This window comes from Streptococcus sp. SS-4456 (genome assembly GCF_036680365.1).
In the GTDB taxonomy this organism is placed as follows: Bacteria; Bacillota; Bacilli; order Lactobacillales; family Streptococcaceae; genus Streptococcus.
The window spans coordinates 24,490-48,569 of sequence record NZ_JAVIHI010000010.1; the positions used below are offsets into that span (position 1 = coordinate 24,490).

Below are 24,080 nucleotides of genomic sequence, written 5' to 3' on the forward strand. Positions count from 1 at the left end.
TTCTCCTCTATGCTGCTTATTTCTTGAAATTATTGTTTCCCTTCCAAATAATCTCGTAGGGAATTGACAAATGCTGTCGGGAGCTTCAATTCTTCTTGTAGATCATCTCGATAGCGGGTTATGACTTCTTGTTCTCGTCCTTGAGAAATTTTGATAGGCCAGTCTGGGTCTAAGAGCATGGCCTTACCTACAGAGAAGAGCGGTATATCTTCTGCGAGAATCCTTTCCACATCTTGACGGGTCTGAATACCGCCAACTGCAATCAATGGAACTCGCCCATTGATTTTTTTTATGACCGAGTAAATAATAGGCTCCGCTGCCTTAGGATTGCGAAGAGAAGGTCGAAAAACATGACTTAATGACAGATGTAAATAGTCAACGCCCAACAAAATCAGTTGCTCTATCAGCTGTAAACTATCCCATAAGTCAATACCTGGATCTTCAATCTCTTCTGGGGAGAAACGATAACCAACCAAAAATGGTCTATCCGCCTCTTCTTTGACTAGTTTTTTCACTTGTTTAACCAGAGTCTTGGCAAACCGCATACGGTTATTCAGACTGCCTCCCCACTTATCCTGCCGTCGATTGGAATGAGGTGAAAGGAATTGCTGGATTAAATAAGTATTGGCCCCATGTAGCTCCACTCCATCAAAACCAGCTTTGATGGCTCTTCTGGTTGCATCAAGGAAGGCTTGTAAGATTTCATCTACTTCCAGATTCTTCAGAGAACGTGGCTCCACAACATTGCCGTGCGAGCCAATAACAGCACTAGGGGCTACTGGTTTTCCTTCAATTAGAACTGGAGGAACCATGCGGCCTCCATGATAAATTTGCAAGACCGCCAAAGCTCCTTGGTCTTTGATAGCTTGAGCCAAGCGGGCCAAGCCGTCAATCTTATCATCTTCCGCGACGCTAAAGCTATCCCTGAACGCCTGCCCTTGCGTATGGACATAGGCACTACCTGTAATGACCATGCCTACTTGGCCAGAACGACGAGTGTAAAAGTCAATATCGTCTTGTGATACATAGCCTCCCGGTTGACAGACACTCAAGGTCATTGGAGCCAGTACCACTCGATTTCTAGTGTACAGCTGATCTGTCAGCTGTACAGAATCATGAATTGTTTTTATCATCTACAACCTCTTTTCTAAAAGATATGCAGTAACATCTGTTTCTTCTTTTTCTACAACTGTCACAGTCCCTTGTGGGAAATCGATATCCCAAAATAATGCCGATGGATCTACTAAACGTTGGTAAATCAGCCTTAAAACACCTAAGTGAGCAACAAGAGCCAGTGAGTGCCTTGGGTGTTCATTAACCAATCTGTCAACTTCATTCCAAACACGGTCTTGAAATTCCCCAAAAGCTTCCGCTTCTGGCGGTTTGTAGGTAAATGGTGCAGCTAACCAGGCCTCCCATTCCAGCGGAAATTGTTCTTGAATCTGGTCAGCAGTCAAGCCTTCCCACAATCCGAAACCTTTTTCATCAAAGTTTTTTAATGGAATTGGAATACTAGCCGGAAAGACAAGTTGGGCTGTCTCATGACTGCGCCTTAAAGAGCTGACATAGACCTTGTCAACAGGAATATCCTGCATCAGAGTATGTAAGATCTGAGCCTGCTCTTTCCCCCTTTGATTGATGGAAACATCCAAGCTTCCGTAAAAACATCTTTTTTTGTTCAAATCGGTTTCACCGTGACGCATAAGGTAGATTTTCATATGATTAACCCAATAATAAATAGGAGTTGAGCCACTTCTACAAAGGCTCCTAAAGTATCACCCGTGTGGCCGTCTATTTTTTGATAGACAAATCGCCGATAGACCTGGGAACCAAACAAGACGAGTCCATATGCAAGCAAGCCTTTATAACTAAAGACATAAACCAGGCTGACTAGTGGTAAGAGCTGAGAAAGGAAAATTTGACCACTTGTCGTACCTGAGAAAAAATTACCCGTACCACCTTCAGCCCGTGCATAGCGCATGTGATAAAGTTGCAGGGTTAGGCCAGCCTTCCCAATCATCGCCAAGGCTGCCACTATAAACCAGGTCGGCTCAGGAAGATAGGGATAGACCACCAGCATCAGAGCATAGTAAAGAATCAAGGCCAGGACACCATTGCTACCGATACGACTATCCTTCATGATTTCCAGCATTCTATCCTTTTTTCGCGAGGAAAAAAGTCCATCTGCAGTATCTGCCAAGCCATCTAAGTGAAATCCTCCCGTCAGCAAGACATCAAAGAGAAAGCTAAGACACCATGCGACTATCCCTGGTAAAACTAGCTGAGCTAGAAAATAAAACAGTCCTGTTATACTACCTAGCAAGAGACCAAATAGGGTCAGATAGGGAACTCCTTTTTGGATATGAGCAATATCCACTTCCTTGTTGATAGGAATTCGGCTAAAAAATTGTGTGTAAATAATCAGTGCATTTATCATTTTAAGCGTTGAGCAAGGCCACAAATCACCAGATAAACCTCACTCGCCTCCTTCGCTAAAAACTGATTTACCTGTCCAAGTAGATCGCGGAAATACCGTCCCAACTTGGTATCTGGAACGATACCCAGTCCAATTTCGTTGGTGACAATGTAGAGCTGACTCTCTGTTGCCCCATGAGCAAGTAGGATGTCCTGCCATTGAGCATGGATTTGCTGGCTGATAAAAGCCTGTTCTTCCTTGCTTAGGAAGTTGGCATCCTCCATGGCTATTTTCTCAGGAAAGTAAGTTTCAACCAGCTGAAAGAGGAGATTGGTGGTCAACATGGTGGCACAGTCCAGCAAGTAGTAGTCGTAGGTTTGGTCTTTCAACCAGGATCCAAGATCAGCAAACTGTTCATGTGTCGTCCAGGACGCTGGCCGGCGTTCTTGGTGAAGTCGGACTCGCTCCTGCCATTCACTGTCGGTGCCTGAACTCATTCCTGTCGCTATATAACAAACACGATCTTTCTTCCAGAGCTGCTCTTCAGTGAACTGCGATTTGCCACTTCGAGCTCCTCCAGTTACCAAGACAATTTTACCCATATATTTCTCCAAAAACAGTATCAAAGGCCTGCAAGGTGTGATCAATATCTTCCTTGGTATGAGCTGCGGACATGAAATTGGATTCATACTGGGAAGGTGCTAGGTAAATCCCCTGTTTGAGTAAGCCTGCATGGACACGAGCAAAGACTTCCTGGTCGCTAGCTTTGGAATCTTCAAAATTCCGAACAGGATACTCGTTAAAGAAAAAGCCAAACATGGTGCCAACTTGTACAACCTGTAAGGGAATCCGATACTTGACAGCCAAATCTTTCAAGCCTTGGCAAAGCTGACTAGTTCGTTCTTCCATATCCTTAAAGATGTCCGGTGTCAAGGACACCAAGGTTTCATAGCCAGCTGTCATAGCAATTGGATTTCCTGACAAGGTACCTGCCTGATAGACCGCCCCCATGGGAGCGATATAGTCCATGTATTTCTTCTTACCTCCAAAGAGTGCCATTGGGAATCCTCCGCCAACAACCTTACCAAAGCACAACAAGTCTGGCTCCACACCATACAAACCCGTAGCTCCAGCATAACTAGCCCTAAAACCTGTCATCACCTCATCAATAATAAACAAGGCACCGTATTGACTGGTGAGCTCACGAATGGCTTGAATAAAGGCCTTGTCTGCCTGAATCAACCCCATATTTCCCGCCACAGCTTCGATAATGACACAGGCGATTTCTGAGCCCATTTCTTCAAAACAGGCCTGAAGGCTAGCCTTATCATTATAAGGTAACGTAATAGTATCTTGAGCAGTTGCTTCTGTCACGCCAGGGGAATTTGGCAAGCCAAAGGTGGCAACCCCAGACCCTGCTTGAACGAGGAAGGAATCACTGTGACCATGGTAACAGCCGACAAATTTAACGATTTTATCCCTCTGGGTTACTCCACGTGCCAATCGAATAGCACTCATGGTAGCTTCCGTCCCCGAACTGACCATTCTCAGCCGTTCCAAATAGGGAATTCTCTCCTGCAGGTGCTGGCCCAAACGAGTTTCCAAGGGACTTGGAGCTCCAAAACTGGTACCGCATTCCACGGCTGACTTGACCGCTTCAATAACTCTATCTTCTGCATGACCTAGAATCATTGGTCCCCAGGACAGGACATAGTCAATATAGCGATTTCCATCCACATCATAGAGATAGGCACCCTTGGCCCTGTCAATAAATACTGGATTTCCCTCCACGGCCTTAAAGGCTCGAACTGGACTATTGACTCCGCCTGGAAAAACGGCTTGGGCTTGTTCGAATGCGAACTTAGATTGTTGAGTCTGCATCATCTTATCCTTCCTCTTTTAAGTAGCGGGCTACGTCTTTGGCAAAGTAGGTGATGATCAAGTCTGCACCTGCCCGCTTAAATCCTGTCAAGGTCTCAAGGACAACTGCCTTCTCATCAATCCAGCCATTTTGAGCTGCAGCTTTAATCATGGCGTATTCTCCACTGACATTGTAGGCAACTAAGGGAAGTTTTGTTTCCTGCCGTAATTCCCGCAGTATATCCAAGAAGGCTAGACCTGGTTTGACCATAAGGAAGTCAGCCCCCTCTTTCTCATCGCTCAAGGCTTCTCTCAAGGCTTCTAAACGATTGGCTGGATCCATTTGGTAGGTCTTCCGATTGCCGAACTTTGGAGCACTCTCACCAGCATCGCGAAACGGTCCGTAAAAGCTAGAGGCAAACTTAATGGCATAGGACATGATGGGAATATCTTCAAAACCTGCCTGATCCAGTCCCTGACGAATAGCCTGGACATAGCCGTCCATGGCGTTGGAGGGAGCAATGATATCCGCCCCCGCTCTTGCTTGACTAATAGCAACTTCTGCCAAGCGTGTCAAGGAAGCATCATTGTCCACCTCCTGACCTTTTAACAAACCACAATGTCCATGACTGGTAAATTCACACAGACAAGTATCTGCGATCACAACAAGTTGAGGGAAGTGTTCTTTGATTAGGCGAATCGCTTCCTGAACAATGCCTGTTTCACAAGAGGCCTGGCTACCAATCTCATCTTTTTCCTTGGGAATGCCAAATAGAATGATACTCTTTAGCCCTAATTTTTCTACTTCTGCTACTTCATCCACTAACTGATGCAAGGGGAATTGATAAACTCCTGGCATGGATGCTACTTCCTGCTTGTCTTCAAGACCTTCTTTCACAAAAATAGGATAAATCAAGTCTGTGGTCAGTAGTTGGGTTTCCCTTACTAAATCGCGAATCCCTTCTGTCCTTCTCAGACGTCTGTGTCTAAAAAATACCATATCGTTTCTCCTTATCCATTATGGTTTCTAGCATGGCAGTGATAGAAGGCCTGTCTGGCATTAGGTCTACCTCATAGCCAGAGTCCATCACTGCCTGAGCTGTTGTCCTTCCAATGACTGCTATTTTATGGCTGGCAGGGAGCTTTTTTACTACCTCTGTAAAACTGTGCCAGGCAGATGGACTAGCAAAGGTCCAGATAACCCTATCCGTATTCAGATAAGTAGCCAGCTGAGCCTGACCTGCCTGATGGGCAACCGTGTCATACATCTCCCAAGCCAGCACAGAATGCCCTTCTTGCCTCAAACGCTCTGCGATACGAGGATTGGCCAAATGACTCTGAGGCAGCAAGATCGTTTGCCTTTCTAAGCCAAGGGCCAGCCACTCCTCTACAAAATCTTTTCCATACTGACTAGTGGACTCAAAAGTCACTTGCCGTCCTGCTTCCCTGATGGAACGACTGGTCTGCTCGCCAATACTGGCAATCTGTATGGCAGAGGGGAGATAAGGCAGAAAGCACTCAAAAGCTGTCGCACTGGTGCAGAACAGCCAATCAGAATTTTCCAACTCTTGCTGGACTTGTTGAGGCAGAGGATGGGCCTGAAAAGCTATCAGAGGAACAATTACTAGCTGGAAGCCAGCATTTTCAAAAGCTGCTTGCAAGTCCACATCTATAGCCCCATCTCTTGTTACTACAATCGTCGCTGTCATCTTGCTGGCTCAACCCCTAGCTGATTGAGTTTCTCCACGGCCTCTTTGGCCAACTGGAAGCCGTCTGAACCAGAGAGTTTGATTCGGTGGCAGATCTTCTCACTGTCGGCCAGCATGACTTCTAACTGATAGTCGGCTCCAACTTGCTTGGCCAAGGCAGCAATTGGAAAGGTGCAATCGGCACCCATTCCTCGTAAAAATTCTCGCTCAATACCGACACAGCTTTCGGTCTCAGGATGGTTTATGCCTGATAAGATATCCAAGACTTGCTGGTCATCCGCTCGGCATTCAATTCCCAGAGCTGCCTGGGCAATAGCAGGAAGATAAATGGATTCGTCCAAATATTCAATATCCAAGTCAGCCTGGCTGGTCCAGCCAAGCCGATTGATTCCCGCAACTGCTAAGACAATGGCGTCATACTGGCCGTCTCGGACCTTTTGGATACGGCTATCGATATTTCCACGAAGAGACTTGTAGACTAGGTCAGGCCGAACAGCCTCAAGCTGAACTTGACGGCGAAGACTACTAGTCCCCACTACTGATCCAGCTGGCAAGTTAGCCAAGGTCACACCAGCTTCTTTGAAAATCAAACAATCACGCACATCCTCACGCTCAGGACTGGCCCCAATCACACATCCCTCAGCTAGTAGCCCAGGAACATCTTTCAAGCTATGGACTGCAATGTCAATCTCTTTTTCCACCAGTGCCTTCTCAATATCTTTAACAAAAACACCTTTTCCACCGATTTTCTGAAGACTGACATGGACCAGCTTGTCACCTGTCGTCTTGTAGGGAACCAGTTCAAACTCAACATCGGGGTGTAAGGCCTTAAGGGCATCTACAACCATATTGGTCTGAGTTAGTGCTAGCTGGCTTTGCCGAGTTCCCACTCTAATTTTTGTCATAATCTTCTCCTAATCTGTCTGCTTTTAAGCCAAAAAGTTTACAAACCAAAGCAATGTCATAGTCTGAAGTTTCTCCGACAGACATTTCCTTGAGTTGTAAAATGGGCTCTCGAATCAACTGATTAACAATTCCCTTCATGTGTTTGGAAATTTGTTTCTGTTCCCTTTCGGTCAAATCAGGTATCTTCCGATTGATGCTTTCTAAGGTTGTGGCATGAATCTGCAAGGCTTTTTCCCTCAATTCACGAATAAGCGGAACAATCCCCAACTGCGCTTGCCACTCTTGGTATTTGACCAATTCTCCCTCAATTTCATCAACAATCCGTTCAGCAATTTCTCTTCTTTCTTCATGATAGACTTCCAGTTGATTGCTGAGATTCTCGATGGTATAGAGGGTCATCTGTTCACTGGGATGAACGGTCCTAGGTAGACAAAGGTCAAAGGCGATAACACTTTCTTTTAGCATGGTTGGAAAGAGAATGTAGCCACCTACTTTTACAGCTGAAAATACAACATCCGCAACCGCAACCGCTTCTTCCAGCTGGTCCCATCCAAAAGCCTGCACACGTTGGTCCTGCAGAAAATACTGGGCTTTGGAAACCGTCCGATTGACCAATCGAATCTGCTCAAATGGTTTTTTCAGCAAATACTTGGTCACCAATTGGCCGATTTCACCCAGGCCGATAACCGCTACCCTTTTTCCAGAATAGTCAAAATCCGTCTGCTCCAGCATTTGTACCGCTGTTAAGCCTATGGAAATCGGTCGAGCATTGATGCGGTATTCTTCATGCATTCGTTTGGCAAAGGTCATGACCTGCTTAAAGACTTGGTTTAAGATAACTCCAGTCGTCCCAACTGTCTGAGCTCTGGCAAAGGCCCGTTTCAACTGACCTAGAATTTGAGTTTCTCCTAAAATCTTCGATTCCAGGCCAATGGACACTCTCAACAGGTGTTCTAAAACCTGAGTACCTTCTTTAAAGATAAGACAGGATTCCAATTCTTCCGCTTCTAGCTGGAACCAATTCAATAAAAAGCGTTTGGCGTAATAGCGCCCCGTATGGAGCTGGTCCACCACTAGATACAGCTCTGTTCGATTACAGGTCGATACAATGACCGTTTCAAAAATACTTTTCTCTTGATTCAGTGCTTGTAAGGCCTGATTTACTTCATCATCGGAAAAATGTGCCCTCTCCAGCAAACTAAATGGCGTATTTTGATGGGTCAATCCAACATATAATAGGTCCATAACGTACTAACCTTTTCATTCTAACTCTTCTAACAATGCTTCTATTTTCTGGCGGATAGCCTTTGAATAAGCAGCTGAAGCACCATTTGTTGAAATCATGACAGAAAAACCTTTTCCCTTGGCCATTGCTACATTGTAAAAATCTGAATGGTTCTTGTCACCAGTATTGTTGACCAGTTGACTAGGTCCAGCATCCTCCATCACTTGCAGATTGACACTGGCTTGGTCGGTACAGGCAAAGGCTAATCTTGCACCCTCTAAATCTCCTTTTTGATAGGGCCTGGCAAGCCAGATCACTTGACTTACATCAATACTGGAATGTAGGTCCGGGCTAATCACTGTGACCAGGGCTCCCTCATCTAGTAAGCCCTTGATTTTTCTGGAGGCAACCTTGCCTCCACCTACTACAACAACCTTTTTTCCCTTTATGTTAATCATAACAGGATACATGCTCATGCCTCCTTTTTCCGACTTCGAAAAATCTTAGAGCTGCGTTCATAAACCGTATCAGCTACCCCTAGTCTAAAATTAACCAGGCGAGCTAGGACAAAAAAGTAATCTGATAGACGGTTGATATAGACCAGACCGACTGGATTTACCTTTTCTTCTATCTCCATTAAGGCTACCATCCGACGTTCAAGCCTTCTGGTAAGCGTTCTTGCCATGTGAAGAGAACTGGCAATCAAATGCCCACCTGGTATAATGAACTTCTCTAACTGAGGTGGCTGGTGCATATAGGCATCCATACGTTCTTCCAGCCAATTTACAGTAGCTTCTTCCTGCTTGTAGGGCCGCAATTCCCTCGGTGTAGCTAGGTCACTGCCACAATCAAAGAGCTGCTGCTGGATTTGCTCGCACTCCAGTCGAAGGTCGTCCAGTTCTGCGTATTCCCTCATCTCCGCAACAATTCTTCCAAGCAGGGAACATAGTTCATCCATAGTCCCGTAGGCTTCCACGCGCTCATGGGTCTTGGAAACTCGGTCACCACCATAAAGGCGGGTTTTCCCGCTATCTCCATATCCGGTATAAATTCGCATACATTTTCCCTTCCTAACGGTCAAGCTAAGATATCATAGATAGCTACCATGTCCAAAGATTCTCTCAAAATAGTTGCTAACTTATCATATTCTCTATCCTTTATGGTCTGAATGGCTTCTACTTGCTGATCAAGAGCTGGCAAGCCTTTTCTAATTCTTAATTGATTTAGGTAATCACGGGTCCATGCCAGATTGTCGAAAATACCATGTAGATAGGTCCCTTGAACCTGACCACCATGTCCAATAGCTCCGTCCTGGCGTTCCGTCTCTTCTCCATTTTGGAGGACAATGGTTGAAAATGGTTGGACACCGTCAGCCAAATAGGTTTCCCCCATGTGAATTTCATAGCCTTCTAAGCAGTAGTCCCCCTGCTTAGCTTGGACTTGAGTGGTGCACTTATTGGCTTGGAAGATGGTAGTTGTTTCCAATAGTCCTAGACCTGCCATTTCCCCAATGCTAGACTCCACACCAAGTGGATCGGAGAGTTGCTGACCTAATAACTGGTAGCCACCACAAATACCAAAAATAGCACTTCCTTCTTGGAAACAACGATGAATTTCTTTATCCAAGCCCGACTCGACCAAATAGACCATATCTTCAATGGTATTCTTACTTCCTGGTAAAATCACGAGATCTGGGTGACCAAGCTCATCACCTGGTCTGACATAGCGAACAGACACGTCAGGCTGCATTTCTAGACTATTAAAATCTGTAAAATTGGACATCCTATTCAGATTGATAATGGCAATATCCAAGTCTTTTTGAGGATTATATTTCCGGCTTTTTTGAACTAGGGCAACACTATCTTCACTATCGATGTTGATCTGGGCATAGGGGACCACACCCAAAACAGGAACCTTAGTCAAGTCCTCAATCATGTCGATTCCTGACTGAAGCAGGGCAACGTCACCTCGGAATTTATTGATAATTACTCCCTTGATTCGTTGGCGATCTTCCTCTGGCATGAGCATGATTGTCCCATAAATCGAAGCAAAGACACCACCCTTATCAATATCCGCTACCAAGATAACCGGTGCATCAACCAATCTAGCCATACCCATATTAACAATATCTCGGTCGTTCAAATTGATCTCAGCTGGGCTACCTGCTCCCTCAAGCAATATTATATCATTTTCAGCACTCAGTTCCTCATAAACTTCTTTGATCTTGGGAAGTAGCTCCTGCTTAAATTCATGGTACTCGACCGCATCCATATCCGTTAGGACCTGGCCCATGAAAACAACCTGAGATTTTCGGTCTGAGGTCGGTTTGAGAAGAACAGGGTTCATCCGAACATCTGGTTCAACCTGAGCAGCCTCCGCTTGAAAGACCTGGGCCCGTCCCATTTCTTGACCTGTTTTGGTGATATAAGAATTAAGGGCCATATTCTGTGATTTAAAGGGCACAACCCGCAGACCATCCTGCTTAAAAATACGACATAGCCCTGCTACGATAATACTCTTACCGGCATCCGAAGCTGTTCCTTGAATCATCAATGATTTTGCCATAGTCTTTTCCTAACCTTTCAAAAAAATCCTGTTCATTCTCTGCCAATGGGAGGCCCATTGCTAGATGTAATTTTACTAGCCAAGGTAAAGATAGGCGTGCCTTCTCTAAGATTTCCTCCTCTAAAAAGACACTGCCTACTTCGCCTTCCAAGACTAATTTCCCCTTATCAAGTAGATAAACGTAGTCGCAGCAATCATACATCAAATCCATATCATGACTGGTCAAGATAATTTTTGTTCCTTGCTTGGCCAATTTTTTCATCAGAAACATCATATGATTCCGACCACGCGGATCCAGCCCTGCAGTCGGTTCATCCAGAAGTAAATACTTGGGTTGTAAGGCTAAAACACCTGCAATCGCCACCTTTTTCTTCTGACCAAAACTCAAATAGTGAACAGGGCGATTTCGCAAATGTTCGATATGCATATCTTTTAACGCCTTATCCACACGCTCCTTTATTTCTGGCTCTGGATAGGAGAGATTACGAAGGGCCAGGGCCACATCATCTTCCACCACTGAGTAAAACAACTGTTGTTCAGGGTCTTGAAAAACAATTCCGACCTCTTGGCGATAGGCATACAGTGCTTTTTTAGAATAGACAAGCGATTTCTGTTGGTAATACACCCTTCCATCTTGTGGTTGGTAGAGGCCCATGATAACTTTCATCAGAGTAGACTTACCAGAGCCATTTGCTCCTAAAACACCGACGATTTGCCCCTTATCAAAGTCCATAGTTACATCTTCGAGGACCTTTCCAAAGTCTAGATTATAGGTGTAACTGATATTCTCCACACTTAGCATGATAACCTCCTAAGGATCAAAGCGAAATTCTAACATATCATTGATCTGTCGATTTGCTCTCATCAATCTAGTAAATAATTGACTAGCCAACAAACCCATAGTTTGATAGCTCTGCTTGACTGTTCCAAAACCAAATTTCAAATCAAGTGTATCTCGCATGACAAGAAATTCTTCCAAAAACATGAAGATAAAGCGATACATAAAGACAATTACTTCCAACAATTCATTTGGAATACGAAAACTTCTTAACAAGTCAATCAACTGTCTAAATGGTACAGTGAGAACAAAAAAGTAGGTAGACATCAAACAAGCATAACTTCTCACAAACACAGTAATGGTTTGATCTAGACTAGCACGAGTGATAACTGCATAGCCCTTCCACAAAGGTAAGGCTAGAATAAGATCCTTTGATGGAGATTCTTGAAAACTCACGGCCATGGTTACTAAACTGATAAAAACAAAAGGCAGGGTTAAGCAGAGCCATTTTGCATATGTTTTCCAGCTTAACTTAGCTACATAACAGGTTACTGGAAATAGACCAGCAATAAGGGCCCATTGCAGGCTAGGAATTCCTGTAAAAGAAATTCCTAGCAACAATAGGTAAATCCCTAATTTTACTTTGGGAGATAGCCCTACCAATCGATTCTGGTAGGCGTATTGATCAATGATTAACATATTTCTTTCCCTTGTGATAACCCAATACATAGGTAATAATACCCACACCAATGCTACCTTGTAGAGTGAAGAGTAAGCTCTCAATCTCACCACTAGCTGGTTCATAAATTGAAGCGAACCATGGTTCATAATCTGGATTAACCTCTGTAATGGCTACTTCAGCACCGCCATCCGAACCCCCAAACTCGGCGTCTTTAGGCGCTAAGAAGAAGGCACCAACAGCAATTAAGACACAGGTCAATAACAAGAAAATATTTTGCTTTTTCATCTTAGAATACCCCTACTTCTTCTTTTTTAGCATTGGCTACAACCAAGTTATACAATACTACTGACAAAAGACCTTCAATGATAGCGATTGGAATCTGTGTAACCATGAAGACACCCATAAATTTCATTGCAGCACCAACGACACCTGCTTGTGCATCTGGAAAGGCCAATGATAATTGTAGCGAAGTAGTTAAATACGTTGCCAAGTCAGCTACAAAGGCACAGAGGAAAATAGCCACGCGCTTATTGACTTTCATAGACAGAGCTAATTTATAGACAAAGTAACCGACAAATGGGCCTACGACTGCCATTGAAAATCCATTTGCTCCCAGAGTTGTCAAACCACCGTGAGCCAAGAAAAGAGCTTGGAAAAGCAAACAGATTGTTCCTAAAACTACCATGACACTTGGACCAAACATAGCTGTACCAAAGCCGACACCTGTTGGATGAGATGTTGAACCTGTTACAGATGGAATTTTCAGGGCTGACAGAATAAAGACAAAGGCACCTGACAAAGCCAAGCCAACCTTGCTTTCAGGATTGCTCTGAACCGATTTTTTTAGTTGGTACAATCCATATAGGAAGAATGGAGCGAAGATAGCAAACCAGAGCAAGGCATGAGCAGGAGGTAAATAACCTTCCATAATGTGCATGGCTGCTACTGGCGTAGCTGTAACTAGGGTCAACAAAGCAACAAGTGCTAAAAGATTCAATAACTTTTTCATGTTATTCTCCTTTAATTTTTTAATGTTTTTTGACTAACATAGTTGAGAAATAGGATAATGTTTCATCCTGAGAAAGATTGGCAATGCCACGACGAATCTCTTGTTGTTCTGTACTAGAACGACTAACAAGAATCGTTTTTTCAAGCAGATCAAACTGTTTTAACAAGGGAAGCACTTCAGCAAGATGATTGGCCACCTTCATGATAACAACCGTTTCATGTGTTGCTAATACAGCCTCTAAGTGGTGAACACCGGCAGTTGCTGGAACAACTGCAAAGGATTCCTCATCCATGACCAAGGGCAAGCCTACTTCTGCAGCGATACTGTTATAAGAGGTTATTCCAGGTATGGTCTTGGTTTCAATACGGTTTCCGATAATATCTAATAGATAACTATAGGTGCTGAAAACCATGGGATCACCGAGAGTGATAAAGCCTACATTCTTACCTGCTCGAACATCTTCAACAATTTCCTCAGCGATTTCTAGCCACTGACCTTCTTTATGTGACTTATCCCTTACCATTGGAAAATGCCGTTGCTTGATGGTCAAGTCTTCACTAACATAGGGACTTGCAATTTCTAGTGCTAAACTTTTGGTGCCTTTCTTGGCTTCGGGAGTATAAAGAATATCAAGCTCTCCAAGGATACGACTGGCTTTTACTGTTACCAACTCACTATCACCAGGACCAATCCCAATTCCATAAAATCGTGCCATAATCTACTCCTAGTCAATGATTTTGTGTAGATGTTGGATATACATATCTTGAATGGCTGGATACTCTCCTAGACCAATCAAATGTGGAATCACTTGATAACCCCGTTGACTGAAATAGGTATTCCAAGAATCTTCATCATCTGACACCATATCATTGGTCGCATGTTCACCAGCTACCAGCATGAAGGGGGCCAAATGAACTTCTTTGATTCCCTTAGATTTTAATTTCTCCTCAATCTGCTCAACAGGAGGATAGCTTTCCACACAACCAATGTGCACCTGACTACCAGTCAACATATGATCTAATGCCGCATAGGCCACAAAGGCATTGTGTTGGCTTCCATGGCCCATTAAAACAGTAGCTGCTTTTTCACCAAAATGGCCGTACTGGTCCATCAGAACTTGCTTGACTTGCTGATAGTCATCTTCACTGTGGAGCAAGGGCTGACCAACTTTTATGATGTCAAAATAAGATTGAAATTCTTTTGATTGATTCAAGATTTTTTCAAATTCAGACCCCGCAATAATGTGTAATGGCTGAATGTAAACTTCACGAATTCCTTCGTCTTTCATTTGTTCCAGAGCTTGTTTAACAGTTGGAATCTCTAGTCCCTCATTTTCCTTGATACGTCTCAAAACGACTGTAGAAGTATAAGCCTGATAAACCGCATACTGCGGAAAGGCCTCCTTGATGGCCTGTTCACAAGCTCCAATCGTTTTTTGTCTAGTTTCTGGATGAGTTGTACCAAAACTCACCAATAAAATAGCTTTTGTCATAGATTCTCCTTTATCAGAATGTCACGGCACTTGTCTCGAATCGCCAAAATAGTCGGCTGGTCCGTTTCAACAATATTTGAATAGCCAGCTTCCACCAGTTTATCTCGTGTTGTTTCTCCCATAACGATAATTGGCAGTTCTTGAAGGTCTAATCCTGTTTCTTCCACAAGAGTCACAAAATTAGCCGCAGCAACTGAATTTGGCAAGCAAACACAGTCAAGATTGGTCCAATCTTGAGGTCTTAATTCCTTATCAAATGCAAGACTATGGGTGACAAGAACAGGGTAGTCATATAAGCTTCTCAAATCTGCCAGCTTGTGTTCTGGAGCCACCAAATACCAAGAAGCATCAGTCTTTTCCAGTAAGTCCTTAATAGAAGGATCCTTACTTTGTGTTCCTTTTGCTACCAATAAAATCCCTGCTTCTTCCAATGTCTTAGCCGTATGGTGACCAATGGCTGCAAACTGAATATGGGAAAGGCTGCGTAAGTCAATTCCATCCTCCCTCAAACGAGATAAGAATAAAATCCAGCTCTGCGTATCAGTAAATACCATTCCATCAACTTTAGACCAATCTGGCAAATCAAAGGAAAGCTTATTAACCTGTGTACGACTTGGGAATTTAACCAAGGTCGCTCCATCATCTTTTAAGTAGACTGGCAATTTCCCGGTTGTTGAATCCTGTAAAAAGATTCGTTTACCATGCAAAGGAAGATGTTCATAGAAATTCAATTCCTTTCTAAATGAAACTACATCCCCAACTACAATGATAGATGGTGCCTTCATATCTTCTTTCAGGGCCAGTTCTTCAATGGTAGCCAAGGTTCCGTCTATCGAACGCTGGCTTGGATGGGTTGCCCATTCTACTATCGCTACAGGTGTATCCTTGGAAAATCCATGATGAACAAGTTCTCGTGTGATGACTGACAGATGTTTCATTCCCATTAAGAAGACTAAAGTACCTTTGAGCTGACTAATGGCTGCCCAGTTTAGACTTTCCATTTCATCCTGCAAGTGACCTGTAAAGACATGGAAGCTGGTTGCCTTATCCCTAAAAGTCATTGGGATTCCAGCATAAGTGGCACCTGCAATGGCTGATGTCACTCCTGGAACTATTTCAAAAGGAATTCCAGCCTCTACCAAGGCTTGCGCTTCCTCACCACCTCGCCCAAAGATATAAGGATCTCCACTTTTCAGTCGGACAACCCGCTTATTTTCCCTAGCTTGCTCAATGAGAATCTTCTCAATTTCTTCCTGCCGAATACAAGGCATTCCTGGTTTTTTTCCAACATCAATCAGCTGACACTTATCTGATAGATAGGAAAACAAATCCTGATTGACTAGACGGTCATAAACCAAAACATCTGCTTCTCGCAATCTTCTAGCCCCCTTGACCGTTATCAGTTCAACATCACCAGGTCCCGCACCTAGCAAACTTACAAATCCTGTCATTCTAACTCCTTTCACTGTTAAACTATTGGGCATTCGTTTTGAAATGCTTCTATTTGTAAATAATCTTTTAGTTCTTCTACGGAAGACACCTTCTTAGGATAATCCACCTTAGGCCTTGCGATGATAATGCAATCAACACCCAATTCTTGACAACCTGTGATTTTCTCACGAATACCACCAATACTGCCACTTTCTTTGGAGACAAAGGCTTGAGCCTTGGACCGTAAAATCAGTTCCTTGTTGCATTCCTTAGAAAAGGGTGCCTTGATGGCATCAATTTGATCCGCAACCATGCCCAATCGCTCGCAAGCCAGCAAAACCTCAGAAGTTGGAAGAACACGGGCCACAATTCGCACATCAGGTAAACCCTTAACAAAGAGTGGCAAGGTTTTACTTCCAGTTCCTAGATAAACAGTAGGGTAACCTTTTTCTTTTATCAGGGATATAGCTTCTTCTGTGGAATGTACCACTAGTGCTCCTGTCAAGTCACCAGTTTCCTTCCGCTCATACCGCAAGTAAGAAATGCCAGCAAGCTCTGCTGCTCTCATCGCCTCCTTGGAAACCAAATCTGCAAAAGGGTGGGTGGCATCAATGATTTCATCCACTTTGTGTTCTTGGACAAAGCGGACCATATCCTCTGCAGTCAATCGACCCTGAATGACAGGTTGACCAAATTTTGAAGCTAGATGCTTCCCATAGTCGGTCACTACTGAAGTTGTTACCTCGATACCTAGATCATTTAGCAGAGCCAAAATTTCTGTGCTGTCCGAAGTCCCTCCCAAAAGTAATTTCATCATAGAGTGTATCCTCTAGGTGTAACCATACGGTCATTTTTAATATAGGTTTCTTTGTTTCCAACGATGACAATGGTTGTCATATCAACCAAGGACTCATCTAAATCTTTAATCGTCGTTAAGATATACTCCTCTTTCTTTCGACCGATGTCCTTACCAATGCCCACAATGGTATCTGGTGATTTGTACTCTGCAATGATTGAAAGAGCCTTGGACAAGTGGTCTGGCCGCCCCTTACTACGGGGATTGTAGAGACAGATGACGAAATCTCCCTGAGCTGCAGCATGGAGACGTTTTTCGATGACAGGCATGGGGGTCATCAAGTCACTGAGACTGATATGACAAAAGTCATTCATCAAAGGAGCCCCCATAATTGCTGCAGCACCCAAGCTAGCTGTAATACCTGGAATCACCTTGACTTCCAAGTCAGAATCTTCTCCAATCAACTCTAAAATCAAACCAGCCATGCCATAGACACCTGCATCACCACTGGATACAACACCGACATTCTTACCTGTTTCCAAAGCCAAATCAATCGCTTTTTGGCAGCGTTCAATTTCTTTCCGCATACCTGTCGCCACTAATTCCTTACCTTCTACCAAATGCAAAATCAAACGCATGTAGGTTGAATAACCAACAATAATTTCGCAATCCTCGATAGCCTTGAGGGCTTCTCCAGACATTAGTTCCTCTTTACCTGGACCTAAGCCAATCACATAGAGCATAGCATTCTCCTTTATATCTATTAGTTTACAGGGACTTTACCTAAAGCAAAGGTACACCCATCTTTTGCAAATCGATTTGTTAGAACCTGGCCATCGCTGGCAAGGTCTGCACTAGCAAGCGCCACACTTCCTACCCCAACTGTTTTTTTCACGAAATCCGAACAAGGATACTTGTCAGCAACCTTCTCTAAGTCCTCCTTGCTATATACATCAAAAGGACAAGATAGTCGTTCTGCTAAATCCAAAATGGCCTCTTCATCCTTCTTGACATCAATACTGACAATCCTCGCAATTTCGGTTTGCTCAATTCCTTGTTCCTGACAAAATGCTTGAAAGTTCCGATAAAAAATCTCAGAGGATACATTTTTTCGTGCCCCAACTCCAAGTACATAGGGCTTAGGATAAATGACAGCAAGATGTTCACGTTTGCTGGTCATTTCCTTTGTCTGCAAGAGAATAAGAGGGGCATCTCCAGCTAGGACTTCTTCCACTTGATTGGCTTCAAGAAGGCTTAAGCCCCGCACATCTTCTATCCAAGGTTTTTCTTGGTAAAAATAGACCCTTTCCCGATTTGCTAACAAGCCATTAAATTCCTTAACCAAGGGGCGTAGGTCAGATCGCCAACCATTGACGGATTTGGCAAGGGTATCCAGGGCAACAACATTTTGAACATCCGTTGCCGTTGTAATGACTGGATTAGCTTCCAGAAGAGTAGCGATTTCCCTAGTCACTTCATTGGCTCCACCCAGATGACCACTTAGTAGACTAATGACATTTGTCGCATTTTCATCTAGGACTATGACGGCTGGGTCTGCTGCTTTGTCCTGAACAACAGGGGCAATGGCACGGACAACAATTCCGGTCGCCATGATACAGACCAGAACGTCCACTTGTTGAAAGAGCTCTGCTATTGCCTGAGTAGGACGCTTATCAAAACCTGTCACCTGATTATCTGCCAATTTAGCTAGGCTATAGATATGACAGGGACGTGCCCACTTGCTTTTCAACCTTAGAGCCGTTTCTTTGCCAGTTTCTGTTAGGGCAACAAGGGCAACCTTACTGGGCATGGCTACTTTTCCCATGGCGATACTCGTGTTCAAATTCTTCATGGTAAAGTTTTGAATAATAGAATTCCTGACCTAGAAAATCTCCAACCAGAATCAGCGCCGTCTTACTGATATCCGCTTCTTTGACCTTCTCTGCAATCGTTTCGAGTGTGCCAAAAACCTTTTTCTCCTCTGGCCAAGTCGCCTTATAGATGACCGCAACAGGTGTAGTGGTAGGATAGCCACCTTGAACCAATTCTTCCACCACTTTTTCAATGCCTTGAATAGACAGGAAAATAGCCATTGAAGTACGATGCTGGGCATAGCTTCGTAAAGATTCACGTTCCGGAACAGGTGTCCGACCTGCCATACGGGTAATGATGACACTTTGAGAGACCTCAGGCACTGTGTATTCTGTTCCAATACTTGAAGCAGCTCCTAAGAAGGAACTGACACCTGGGGTACAATCAAATGCAATCCCTCGCTTCTTCATCTCCTCAATCTGTTCACGGATAGAGCCATAAATAGAGAAATCGCCAGTCTGTAATCGGACAACCTCCTTGCCTGCCTTAACGCCTGCTTCCATGACATCAATAATTTCCAACAAATGCATCCCAGCACTGTCATAAATTTCTGCACCTTCCTTGCAGTAATCCAGGAGAGCTGGATTAACCAAGGAACCTGCATAAATCACAACATCTGCCTGTGATAACTGCTTATAACCCTTCAAGGTAATCAGTTCCACATCACCAGGACCTGCACCAACAAAATGTACCTTCGACATTCTACTTACTCCTTTATAGCTTTTTGACAAGAAACCACAATTGTTGGATTCTGTGGTTTAAAATAATGACCTTTTCCTAAACTGGTCCAGTTGCCAACCTGTACTGAGGTGAGCTCTAGGTCTTCCCAATCCATTGTTTCAGCAATCTGGGCTGCCTCTAAGGCATTTTCCAAAAGTATAAAATTCAAGACTAACCTGCCTCCAGGAAGGAGAAGTTTCTGACACCAGTCAAAAATTTCCTGCATGTTTCCACCAGTCCCTCCGACAAAAATGGCATCAAATGGACCCTGTAGTTCAATCGGTGCCTTCCCTTCATGCAGAGTGATGTTTTGGCACTGAAACTTTTCAATATTCTGTCTGGTTAGGGCCAAGGCATCAGGATTTTGCTCCACAGCTACCACCTCTAACTGAGGGTAACTACAAGCCGCTTGAATCGTGACACTCCCAGTCCCAGATCCTACATCCAGCATCCGTTTAGCATGTGTTAAATCTAGTTTATCAATGCTAATGGCGCGAATCTCTGATTTGGTCATAGGGACCTTGGTTCGAATAAATTCACTATCCTTCATCTACAATTACCACCACATTCATTTTATAATCACGGTCAACAACATCTTCCGCTGCTAGAATACTGATTTCCTCATCTTCGTAGCTCAGATGTTCACCGATAATGATTTTCCGTTTAAGTCCCCTTTTGAGGACCTCCTGAGCAATTTGATAGGGACCAACATGGGCATCTGTCACCATGAAGACCTTGGGCAAACTCATGATCAAATCAAAGTTTGGAAGTTTAGCATGGCTACTAGTCAAATAAGCATCATTCATAGGCAAACATACCTTGCTAGCTAAGTATTGCATGGAGCTAATCCCTGACAATATCCTAACACGACCAGGAAATTTTTCAGACATCCACTTGCCCAAACCGTAAATCAAGGGATCTCCTGAAACCAAGTAAACAATAGAAGCTTCTACGGGATATGTTGCTAATAAGGCTTCTAAGTCCTTCAGTTTTTTAGGAGCTATAACCCCTTTCTCCTTGAGCCTATCAGGAAGGACTTCTAAATGACGTTCACTCCCCAAAATATAGTCTGCCTGCTCACAACGCTCCAATTGACCAACCAGACAATAGGCCGGATTTCCTGGTCCAATGCCAATCACATCTATCATGACCACTCCTCCTGAATTTCCGCTAAGCTTTTGGTTGAAGCTAGGTAGCCATCTTCCGTACCAAATAAGACTACATCAATGGTCACCGCAGGTTGACGGTACTTGAGCAAGCGTTCTGTCTTAGCCTTAATCTTGTCTGCTAGAATCTGATAAATACCTTCATATCCATATTCTTTGATAATGGTCGCTGCTGCATATGTTGTCAAACAAGCATTGACCTTCTGCAACATTTCCAAAGGAGCACCCATGAGGGCTAAATTAGCTATTAAGGTATCAATACGTCCATCAGAATCCTTACTATGCGTAGACATGGTTCCCGATGCAACCTTGACTAACTTGCCCATATGCCCAACCATCAGCACCTTTGTAAAGCCAATTCTCTGAACTTCTTTGAGAACATGCCCCACAAAATTGCTCATATTGACAATTTGCTCTTTGGGTAGGCCTAAACCATCCATTCCAAAGGCTTCACCATATTTTCCAGGCGATAGGACAACAGAACGATAACCCTTATTATAAAGCATGGACAACTCGACTGTAATAGCAGCCTTCCAACTATCTTCAGACATGGGGTTGACAATCCCTGTGGTACCTAAAATGGAAATACCTCCCAGAATGCCTAGCCGCGAATTATAAGTCGCCTTGGCAACTTCCTCACCTCCAGGAACAAATATCAAGACCTTAGCCCCGCAATCTGGACCTATCAAGTCACGAACATGCTCCTCAATCATCCTTCGCGGGGTTGGGTTTATCGCTGCCATACCGACTGCATTGGCCAAACCAACCTCTGTAACTCTGCCAACACCTTCACCTCCATCAATTTCAATTTCTGTCTGATGAGGCAATAAGGTAACTGTTGAGAAAATCAAGAGTCCATGGGTTGCATCGGCATCATCGCCTCCATCTTTTTGAATAGCCGCCGTAGCTGTTTGTTCACCAAAGGAAGGCTTGTGAACATCCATAGTAACTTGGACACCTGAAGCTGTTTTTACAGTAACTTTCTCCTCGATTTCCTGTTGTAAAATCATGTTCAAGGCTGCGACTGTTGCTGCTGTTGCACAGGTCCCAGTCGTAAAGCCTCTTTTTAATTTTTTTCCATCAACATATACATATTCGTCCATATTACTTACCTTGACAAAAACTATTTCCTGAAAGCGAGAAGAGTTGCCCTTCTCTATCCTCAGATTTTAGCTGATAAAGAATAGCATTTACGATTGCTGCTGCAATGGTACTGCCACCCTTTCTACCAAGTGCTGCTATAGCCGGCAAGGAACTTTCATGGAGTTGCAATTTTGACTCTGCAGCTCCAACAAATCCAACTGGAACACCGATGACTGGAACAGACTCCATTTGACCTGCCTCGACCATTTCCAAGACCTTAAATATAGACGTTGGAGCATTCCCAAAAACAAAGAGTTTCGGCCCTTCAACTTTTGCCGCGTGCTCTACTGCAGCCATTGATCGCGTAATTCCCTTTTCCTTGGCTTCTTTAAAAATCTCTGGTTCATTCACCAAGCAACGATAAGCGACACCAAGCCTATCCAATAATTTTTTATTGAAACCTCCCAAAACCATAGTCGTATCAGTGAAAATGGTTCCCTTATTTTTCAAGACCTTCACTATTTCCTCAATGGCATGATTGGAAAACTGTATATTATACAGGTAATCAAAATCAGCACTGGTAAAAACAACTCGCTTTAAAACTGCCTCCTGGTAAGGGTCTGTGAACACAACCCCAGAGTGTTGCTCAGTGATGATTTCCTGAATTTTTTGGTAACTTGCTGCTTCAATTTTATGGGCATCTGTTATATAGACCATAGTCATCTCCTATTTACTTGTCGGTGTTGAGTAACGAATATAATCACCAGTCAAGACTTCTTTTAACTGGTAGATGATGGCATTTATTATAGCCACAACAATGGTACTACCACCCTTTCGACCAAGGGTCGCAATAGCAGGAAGAGGTGACGCAAGCAAGTCTGACTTAGATTCCTCAACATTGATAAAGCCAACTGGGACACCAATAACTGCATCAACTTCCATCTGCCCTGCCTCAACCAATTCTAATAAGTAGGATAGGGCTGTTGGAGCACCGCCAAAGGCAAAAACTTTTTGACCTGGAATTTTGGCTGCCACTTCAACAGCAGCCATGGCCCGTGTGATACCTTTTTCTTTAGCCAGTCGAGCAACATCTTCATCGTTGATCAAGCAGGTATAATTCACCCCCATTTGATCTAAAACGCGTTTGTTTATCCCATTAAGTGAAATACTGGAATCCAGCACCAAGGTCCCCTTGTTTTTCAATACTTCTACAATCTTTTGATTGACATCATGAGTAAATTTTAAAGTATAGAGATAATCAAAATCGCCTGAAGTGTGAATTGCTCGCTTGATGATAGACTCCTCCATCTCCGTTTGAAATTGATAATCTGGATGCTCCTCATCAATAATCGATTGAATAATTTTAAAGCTTGTTTCCTCAATAGAGGATGGATTTTGAATATAGGTCATGTAAGTCTCCTAAATAATCGTCAGTAACAAATATACGGCACTAAATAGCAACAATGAAACGGTTGTACTCATATAGAGCATTTGAATCGTCGTTTGAATATCAGTAAACTCAACAGGACGAACCGCATCACCAATGGTCGGCTTGTCAACCCACTCACCATGGTAAATGTGGGCGCCACCAAGTTGAATACCCAAGGCACCTGCCACTACAGCTTCTGAAAAGGCACTATTAGGGCTGGCATGTTGGTAACGATCCCTAAAGCCGATTAGACATGCATTTTTACTATCCAATTCTAGAATATGACTAGCAATCATCAAGCAAATCCACGTGATCCTCGCAGGTATCAGATTTGCTAGATCATCCAGCTTGGCTGACACAAAACCAATTTGCCGGTATTTTTCCGTCTTATATCCAACCATAGAATCCAAGGTATTGACTGCCTTATAAGCCATGGCCAAAACTGGACCACCAATAAACAAACATAGCAATGGTCCAATAACGCCGTCACTGGTATTTTCAGCCACTGTTTCAATGGTGGCCTTGCTGATTTCCTCCGCTGTCAGTTGACTAGTATCTCGCCCAACAATCATGCTGACCTGATAACGAGCCTCTTCGATAGTCCCCGTTTTCAAGGTTTTTAAGACCTTTAAGCCTTCCATTGCTAAACACCTTGTCGATAAAGTCGTATAGGCTAGATAGATCCAAATTCCCCAGTAAAGCACTGGCGAAAAGCGAGCAGATGCTCTGAGCAAGAGGTAACTTATACCTGCTGTCAGACCAACCGTAGCCAACCACAAGAAGAACCCGTATACATATTTTCCTTTTGGACTATTAGGCTGAACTTTCAAAAATAGGCTAATAAAATTCCCAATTAGCTTGACTGGATGAGGCCAACTATATGGATCCCCCAGCAACCAATCCAACAGAACCGCAATGAATATAGCTAGTAAATACATAAG

General features: G+C 43.6%; 29 protein-coding genes. All 29 read right to left on the reverse strand.

Going from position 1 to position 24,080, the window contains the following annotated elements; all coding sequences use genetic code 11:
• Positions 1–29: 29 nt before the first annotated feature.
• The 29 genes from RFK25_RS04480 to cbiB are packed head-to-tail and all read right to left on the reverse strand — an operon-like array spanning position 30 to position 24,077.
• The gene (locus RFK25_RS04480; protein ID WP_332411796.1) at positions 30–1,133 is read right to left on the reverse strand and encodes an NADH-dependent flavin oxidoreductase; all 1,104 of its coding nucleotides are present in this window, start codon (positions 1,131–1,133) and stop codon (positions 30–32) included.
• Complete coding sequence (locus RFK25_RS04485; RefSeq protein WP_332411799.1) at positions 1,134–1,718, reverse strand: histidine phosphatase family protein; 585 nt, start codon at positions 1,716–1,718, stop codon at positions 1,134–1,136. It abuts the gene before it with no gap.
• Entirely contained in the window at positions 1,715–2,437 is a 723-nt protein-coding gene (gene cobS, locus RFK25_RS04490; RefSeq protein WP_332411800.1) for an adenosylcobinamide-GDP ribazoletransferase, read from the reverse strand. Before cobS ends, RFK25_RS04485 begins: the two co-directional genes overlap by 4 nt.
• A complete protein-coding gene (cobU, locus tag RFK25_RS04495) occupies positions 2,434–3,018 on the reverse strand; it encodes a bifunctional adenosylcobinamide kinase/adenosylcobinamide-phosphate guanylyltransferase (protein ID WP_332411802.1) in 585 nt (194 codons plus the stop codon). Before cobU ends, cobS begins: the two co-directional genes overlap by 4 nt.
• The gene (hemL, locus tag RFK25_RS04500; protein WP_332411860.1) at positions 3,011–4,297 is read right to left on the reverse strand and encodes a glutamate-1-semialdehyde 2,1-aminomutase; all 1,287 of its coding nucleotides are present in this window, start codon (positions 4,295–4,297) and stop codon (positions 3,011–3,013) included. The genes cobU and hemL overlap by 8 nt, the downstream gene beginning before the upstream one ends.
• 4 nt (positions 4,298–4,301) lie before the next feature.
• Positions 4,302–5,276, reverse strand: coding sequence for a porphobilinogen synthase (gene hemB / locus RFK25_RS04505; protein WP_332411803.1), 975 nt, complete (start codon positions 5,274–5,276; stop codon positions 4,302–4,304).
• Positions 5,263–5,985 carry a uroporphyrinogen-III synthase gene (locus RFK25_RS04510; RefSeq protein WP_332411804.1) on the reverse strand — a complete coding sequence of 241 codons (723 nt, stop codon included), beginning with the start codon at positions 5,983–5,985 and terminating at the stop codon, positions 5,263–5,265. The genes hemB and RFK25_RS04510 overlap by 14 nt, the downstream gene beginning before the upstream one ends.
• Positions 5,982–6,890, reverse strand: coding sequence for a hydroxymethylbilane synthase (hemC, locus tag RFK25_RS04515; RefSeq protein WP_332411805.1), 909 nt, complete (start codon positions 6,888–6,890; stop codon positions 5,982–5,984). The genes RFK25_RS04510 and hemC overlap by 4 nt, the downstream gene beginning before the upstream one ends.
• The gene (hemA, locus tag RFK25_RS04520) at positions 6,877–8,136 is read right to left on the reverse strand and encodes a glutamyl-tRNA reductase (protein ID WP_332411806.1); all 1,260 of its coding nucleotides are present in this window, start codon (positions 8,134–8,136) and stop codon (positions 6,877–6,879) included. The genes hemC and hemA overlap by 14 nt, the downstream gene beginning before the upstream one ends.
• 15 nt (positions 8,137–8,151) lie before the next feature.
• On the reverse strand, positions 8,152–8,586 hold the full coding sequence (locus tag RFK25_RS04525; protein WP_332411807.1) for a precorrin-2 dehydrogenase/sirohydrochlorin ferrochelatase family protein: 435 nt from the start codon (positions 8,584–8,586) through the stop codon (positions 8,152–8,154).
• Between the two features lie 2 nt (positions 8,587–8,588).
• On the reverse strand, positions 8,589–9,173 hold the full coding sequence (locus RFK25_RS04530) for a cob(I)yrinic acid a,c-diamide adenosyltransferase (protein ID WP_332411808.1): 585 nt from the start codon (positions 9,171–9,173) through the stop codon (positions 8,589–8,591).
• Between the two features lie 20 nt (positions 9,174–9,193).
• Positions 9,194–10,681: a cobyric acid synthase gene (locus tag RFK25_RS04535; protein ID WP_332411809.1), complete on the reverse strand. Its 1,488-nt coding sequence runs from the start codon at positions 10,679–10,681 to the stop codon at positions 9,194–9,196.
• Positions 10,635–11,483, reverse strand: a complete 849-nt coding sequence (locus RFK25_RS04540; RefSeq protein ID WP_332411810.1) for an energy-coupling factor ABC transporter ATP-binding protein — start codon at positions 11,481–11,483, stop codon at positions 10,635–10,637. The genes RFK25_RS04535 and RFK25_RS04540 overlap by 47 nt, the downstream gene beginning before the upstream one ends.
• 9 nt (positions 11,484–11,492) lie before the next feature.
• Positions 11,493–12,158, reverse strand: coding sequence for a cobalt ECF transporter T component CbiQ (cbiQ, locus tag RFK25_RS04545; RefSeq protein WP_332411812.1), 666 nt, complete (start codon positions 12,156–12,158; stop codon positions 11,493–11,495).
• Positions 12,145–12,426 (reverse strand): energy-coupling factor ABC transporter substrate-binding protein, encoded by a 282-nt coding sequence (locus tag RFK25_RS04550; protein ID WP_105116866.1) that lies wholly within the window; start codon positions 12,424–12,426, stop codon positions 12,145–12,147. Before RFK25_RS04550 ends, cbiQ begins: the two co-directional genes overlap by 14 nt.
• Position 12,427: 1 nt before the next feature.
• On the reverse strand, positions 12,428–13,150 hold the full coding sequence (locus RFK25_RS04555) for an energy-coupling factor ABC transporter permease (RefSeq protein ID WP_332411816.1): 723 nt from the start codon (positions 13,148–13,150) through the stop codon (positions 12,428–12,430).
• Between the two features lie 19 nt (positions 13,151–13,169).
• Positions 13,170–13,865 (reverse strand): cobalt-factor II C(20)-methyltransferase, encoded by a 696-nt coding sequence (locus RFK25_RS04560; RefSeq protein WP_332411818.1) that lies wholly within the window; start codon positions 13,863–13,865, stop codon positions 13,170–13,172.
• Positions 13,866–13,874: 9 nt separating this feature from the next.
• The gene (locus tag RFK25_RS04565) at positions 13,875–14,642 is read right to left on the reverse strand and encodes a sirohydrochlorin cobaltochelatase (protein ID WP_248033378.1); all 768 of its coding nucleotides are present in this window, start codon (positions 14,640–14,642) and stop codon (positions 13,875–13,877) included.
• Positions 14,639–16,093 carry a uroporphyrinogen-III C-methyltransferase gene (gene cobA / locus RFK25_RS04570; RefSeq protein ID WP_332411822.1) on the reverse strand — a complete coding sequence of 485 codons (1,455 nt, stop codon included), beginning with the start codon at positions 16,091–16,093 and terminating at the stop codon, positions 14,639–14,641. The genes RFK25_RS04565 and cobA overlap by 4 nt, the downstream gene beginning before the upstream one ends.
• A gap of 17 nt (positions 16,094–16,110) precedes the next feature.
• Positions 16,111–16,890: a precorrin-6A reductase gene (cobK, locus tag RFK25_RS04575; RefSeq protein ID WP_248033381.1), complete on the reverse strand. Its 780-nt coding sequence runs from the start codon at positions 16,888–16,890 to the stop codon at positions 16,111–16,113.
• Entirely contained in the window at positions 16,887–17,612 is a 726-nt protein-coding gene (gene cobJ, locus RFK25_RS04580; RefSeq protein ID WP_332411826.1) for a precorrin-3B C(17)-methyltransferase, read from the reverse strand. The genes cobK and cobJ overlap by 4 nt, the downstream gene beginning before the upstream one ends.
• Before the next feature lie 20 nt (positions 17,613–17,632).
• A complete protein-coding gene (locus RFK25_RS04585) occupies positions 17,633–18,721 on the reverse strand; it encodes a cobalt-precorrin 5A hydrolase (protein WP_443035550.1) in 1,089 nt (362 codons plus the stop codon).
• The gene (locus RFK25_RS04590) at positions 18,669–19,442 is read right to left on the reverse strand and encodes a cobalt-precorrin-4 methyltransferase (RefSeq protein ID WP_024380922.1); all 774 of its coding nucleotides are present in this window, start codon (positions 19,440–19,442) and stop codon (positions 18,669–18,671) included. The genes RFK25_RS04585 and RFK25_RS04590 overlap by 53 nt, the downstream gene beginning before the upstream one ends.
• Before the next feature lie 5 nt (positions 19,443–19,447).
• Positions 19,448–20,011 carry a decarboxylating cobalt-precorrin-6B (C(15))-methyltransferase gene (locus tag RFK25_RS04595; RefSeq protein ID WP_332411827.1) on the reverse strand — a complete coding sequence of 188 codons (564 nt, stop codon included), beginning with the start codon at positions 20,009–20,011 and terminating at the stop codon, positions 19,448–19,450.
• On the reverse strand, positions 20,001–20,615 hold the full coding sequence (locus RFK25_RS04600; RefSeq protein ID WP_029694331.1) for a cobalt-precorrin-7 (C(5))-methyltransferase: 615 nt from the start codon (positions 20,613–20,615) through the stop codon (positions 20,001–20,003). Before RFK25_RS04600 ends, RFK25_RS04595 begins: the two co-directional genes overlap by 11 nt.
• The gene (gene cbiD / locus RFK25_RS04605; RefSeq protein WP_332411830.1) at positions 20,606–21,730 is read right to left on the reverse strand and encodes a cobalt-precorrin-5B (C(1))-methyltransferase CbiD; all 1,125 of its coding nucleotides are present in this window, start codon (positions 21,728–21,730) and stop codon (positions 20,606–20,608) included. The genes RFK25_RS04600 and cbiD overlap by 10 nt, the downstream gene beginning before the upstream one ends.
• A gap of 1 nt (position 21,731) precedes the next feature.
• Complete coding sequence (locus tag RFK25_RS04610; RefSeq protein WP_172023168.1) at positions 21,732–22,427, reverse strand: cobalt-precorrin-8 methylmutase; 696 nt, start codon at positions 22,425–22,427, stop codon at positions 21,732–21,734.
• A gap of 9 nt (positions 22,428–22,436) precedes the next feature.
• Positions 22,437–23,120 carry a cobalt-precorrin-8 methylmutase gene (locus RFK25_RS04615; protein ID WP_332411833.1) on the reverse strand — a complete coding sequence of 228 codons (684 nt, stop codon included), beginning with the start codon at positions 23,118–23,120 and terminating at the stop codon, positions 22,437–22,439.
• Between the two features lie 9 nt (positions 23,121–23,129).
• Positions 23,130–24,077 carry an adenosylcobinamide-phosphate synthase CbiB gene (cbiB, locus tag RFK25_RS04620; protein WP_332411835.1) on the reverse strand — a complete coding sequence of 316 codons (948 nt, stop codon included), beginning with the start codon at positions 24,075–24,077 and terminating at the stop codon, positions 23,130–23,132.
• Between the last annotated feature and the right edge of the window lie 3 nt (positions 24,078–24,080).

What these genes read in the sequence shown, in the direction of transcription:
- RFK25_RS04480 (WP_332411796.1), bottom strand. Translation starts at nt 1,133, where the DNA reads ATGATAAAAACAATTCATGATTCTGTACAGCTGACAGATCAGCTGTAC.
- RFK25_RS04485 (WP_332411799.1), bottom strand. Translation starts at nt 1,718, where the DNA reads ATGAAAATCTACCTTATGCGTCACGGTGAAACCGATTTGAACAAAAAA.
- cobS (WP_332411800.1), bottom strand. Translation starts at nt 2,437, where the DNA reads ATGATAAATGCACTGATTATTTACACACAATTTTTTAGCCGAATTCCT.
- cobU (WP_332411802.1), bottom strand. Translation starts at nt 3,018, where the DNA reads ATGGGTAAAATTGTCTTGGTAACTGGAGGAGCTCGAAGTGGCAAATCG.
- hemL (WP_332411860.1), bottom strand. Translation starts at nt 4,297, where the DNA reads ATGCAGACTCAACAATCTAAGTTCGCATTCGAACAAGCCCAAGCCGTT.
- hemB (WP_332411803.1), bottom strand. Translation starts at nt 5,276, where the DNA reads ATGGTATTTTTTAGACACAGACGTCTGAGAAGGACAGAAGGGATTCGC.
- RFK25_RS04510 (WP_332411804.1), bottom strand. Translation starts at nt 5,985, where the DNA reads ATGACAGCGACGATTGTAGTAACAAGAGATGGGGCTATAGATGTGGAC.
- hemC (WP_332411805.1), bottom strand. Translation starts at nt 6,890, where the DNA reads ATGACAAAAATTAGAGTGGGAACTCGGCAAAGCCAGCTAGCACTAACT.
- hemA (WP_332411806.1), bottom strand. Translation starts at nt 8,136, where the DNA reads ATGGACCTATTATATGTTGGATTGACCCATCAAAATACGCCATTTAGT.
- RFK25_RS04525 (WP_332411807.1), bottom strand. Translation starts at nt 8,586, where the DNA reads ATGTATCCTGTTATGATTAACATAAAGGGAAAAAAGGTTGTTGTAGTA.
- RFK25_RS04530 (WP_332411808.1), bottom strand. Translation starts at nt 9,173, where the DNA reads ATGCGAATTTATACCGGATATGGAGATAGCGGGAAAACCCGCCTTTAT.
- RFK25_RS04535 (WP_332411809.1), bottom strand. Translation starts at nt 10,681, where the DNA reads ATGGCAAAATCATTGATGATTCAAGGAACAGCTTCGGATGCCGGTAAG.
- RFK25_RS04540 (WP_332411810.1), bottom strand. Translation starts at nt 11,483, where the DNA reads ATGCTAAGTGTGGAGAATATCAGTTACACCTATAATCTAGACTTTGGA.
- cbiQ (WP_332411812.1), bottom strand. Translation starts at nt 12,158, where the DNA reads ATGTTAATCATTGATCAATACGCCTACCAGAATCGATTGGTAGGGCTA.
- RFK25_RS04550 (WP_105116866.1), bottom strand. Translation starts at nt 12,426, where the DNA reads ATGAAAAAGCAAAATATTTTCTTGTTATTGACCTGTGTCTTAATTGCT.
- RFK25_RS04555 (WP_332411816.1), bottom strand. Translation starts at nt 13,150, where the DNA reads ATGAAAAAGTTATTGAATCTTTTAGCACTTGTTGCTTTGTTGACCCTA.
- RFK25_RS04560 (WP_332411818.1), bottom strand. Translation starts at nt 13,865, where the DNA reads ATGGCACGATTTTATGGAATTGGGATTGGTCCTGGTGATAGTGAGTTG.
- RFK25_RS04565 (WP_248033378.1), bottom strand. Translation starts at nt 14,642, where the DNA reads ATGACAAAAGCTATTTTATTGGTGAGTTTTGGTACAACTCATCCAGAA.
- cobA (WP_332411822.1), bottom strand. Translation starts at nt 16,093, where the DNA reads ATGACAGGATTTGTAAGTTTGCTAGGTGCGGGACCTGGTGATGTTGAA.
- cobK (WP_248033381.1), bottom strand. Translation starts at nt 16,890, where the DNA reads ATGATGAAATTACTTTTGGGAGGGACTTCGGACAGCACAGAAATTTTG.
- cobJ (WP_332411826.1), bottom strand. Translation starts at nt 17,612, where the DNA reads ATGCTCTATGTGATTGGCTTAGGTCCAGGTAAAGAGGAACTAATGTCT.
- RFK25_RS04585 (WP_443035550.1), bottom strand. Translation starts at nt 18,721, where the DNA reads ATGAAGAATTTGAACACGAGTATCGCCATGGGAAAAGTAGCCATGCCC.
- RFK25_RS04590 (WP_024380922.1), bottom strand. Translation starts at nt 19,442, where the DNA reads ATGTCGAAGGTACATTTTGTTGGTGCAGGTCCTGGTGATGTGGAACTG.
- RFK25_RS04595 (WP_332411827.1), bottom strand. Translation starts at nt 20,011, where the DNA reads ATGAAGGATAGTGAATTTATTCGAACCAAGGTCCCTATGACCAAATCA.
- cbiD (WP_332411830.1), bottom strand. Translation starts at nt 21,730, where the DNA reads ATGGACGAATATGTATATGTTGATGGAAAAAAATTAAAAAGAGGCTTT.
- RFK25_RS04610 (WP_172023168.1), bottom strand. Translation starts at nt 22,427, where the DNA reads ATGGTCTATATAACAGATGCCCATAAAATTGAAGCAGCAAGTTACCAA.
- RFK25_RS04615 (WP_332411833.1), bottom strand. Translation starts at nt 23,120, where the DNA reads ATGACCTATATTCAAAATCCATCCTCTATTGAGGAAACAAGCTTTAAA.
- cbiB (WP_332411835.1), bottom strand. Translation starts at nt 24,077, where the DNA reads ATGTATTTACTAGCTATATTCATTGCGGTTCTGTTGGATTGGTTGCTG.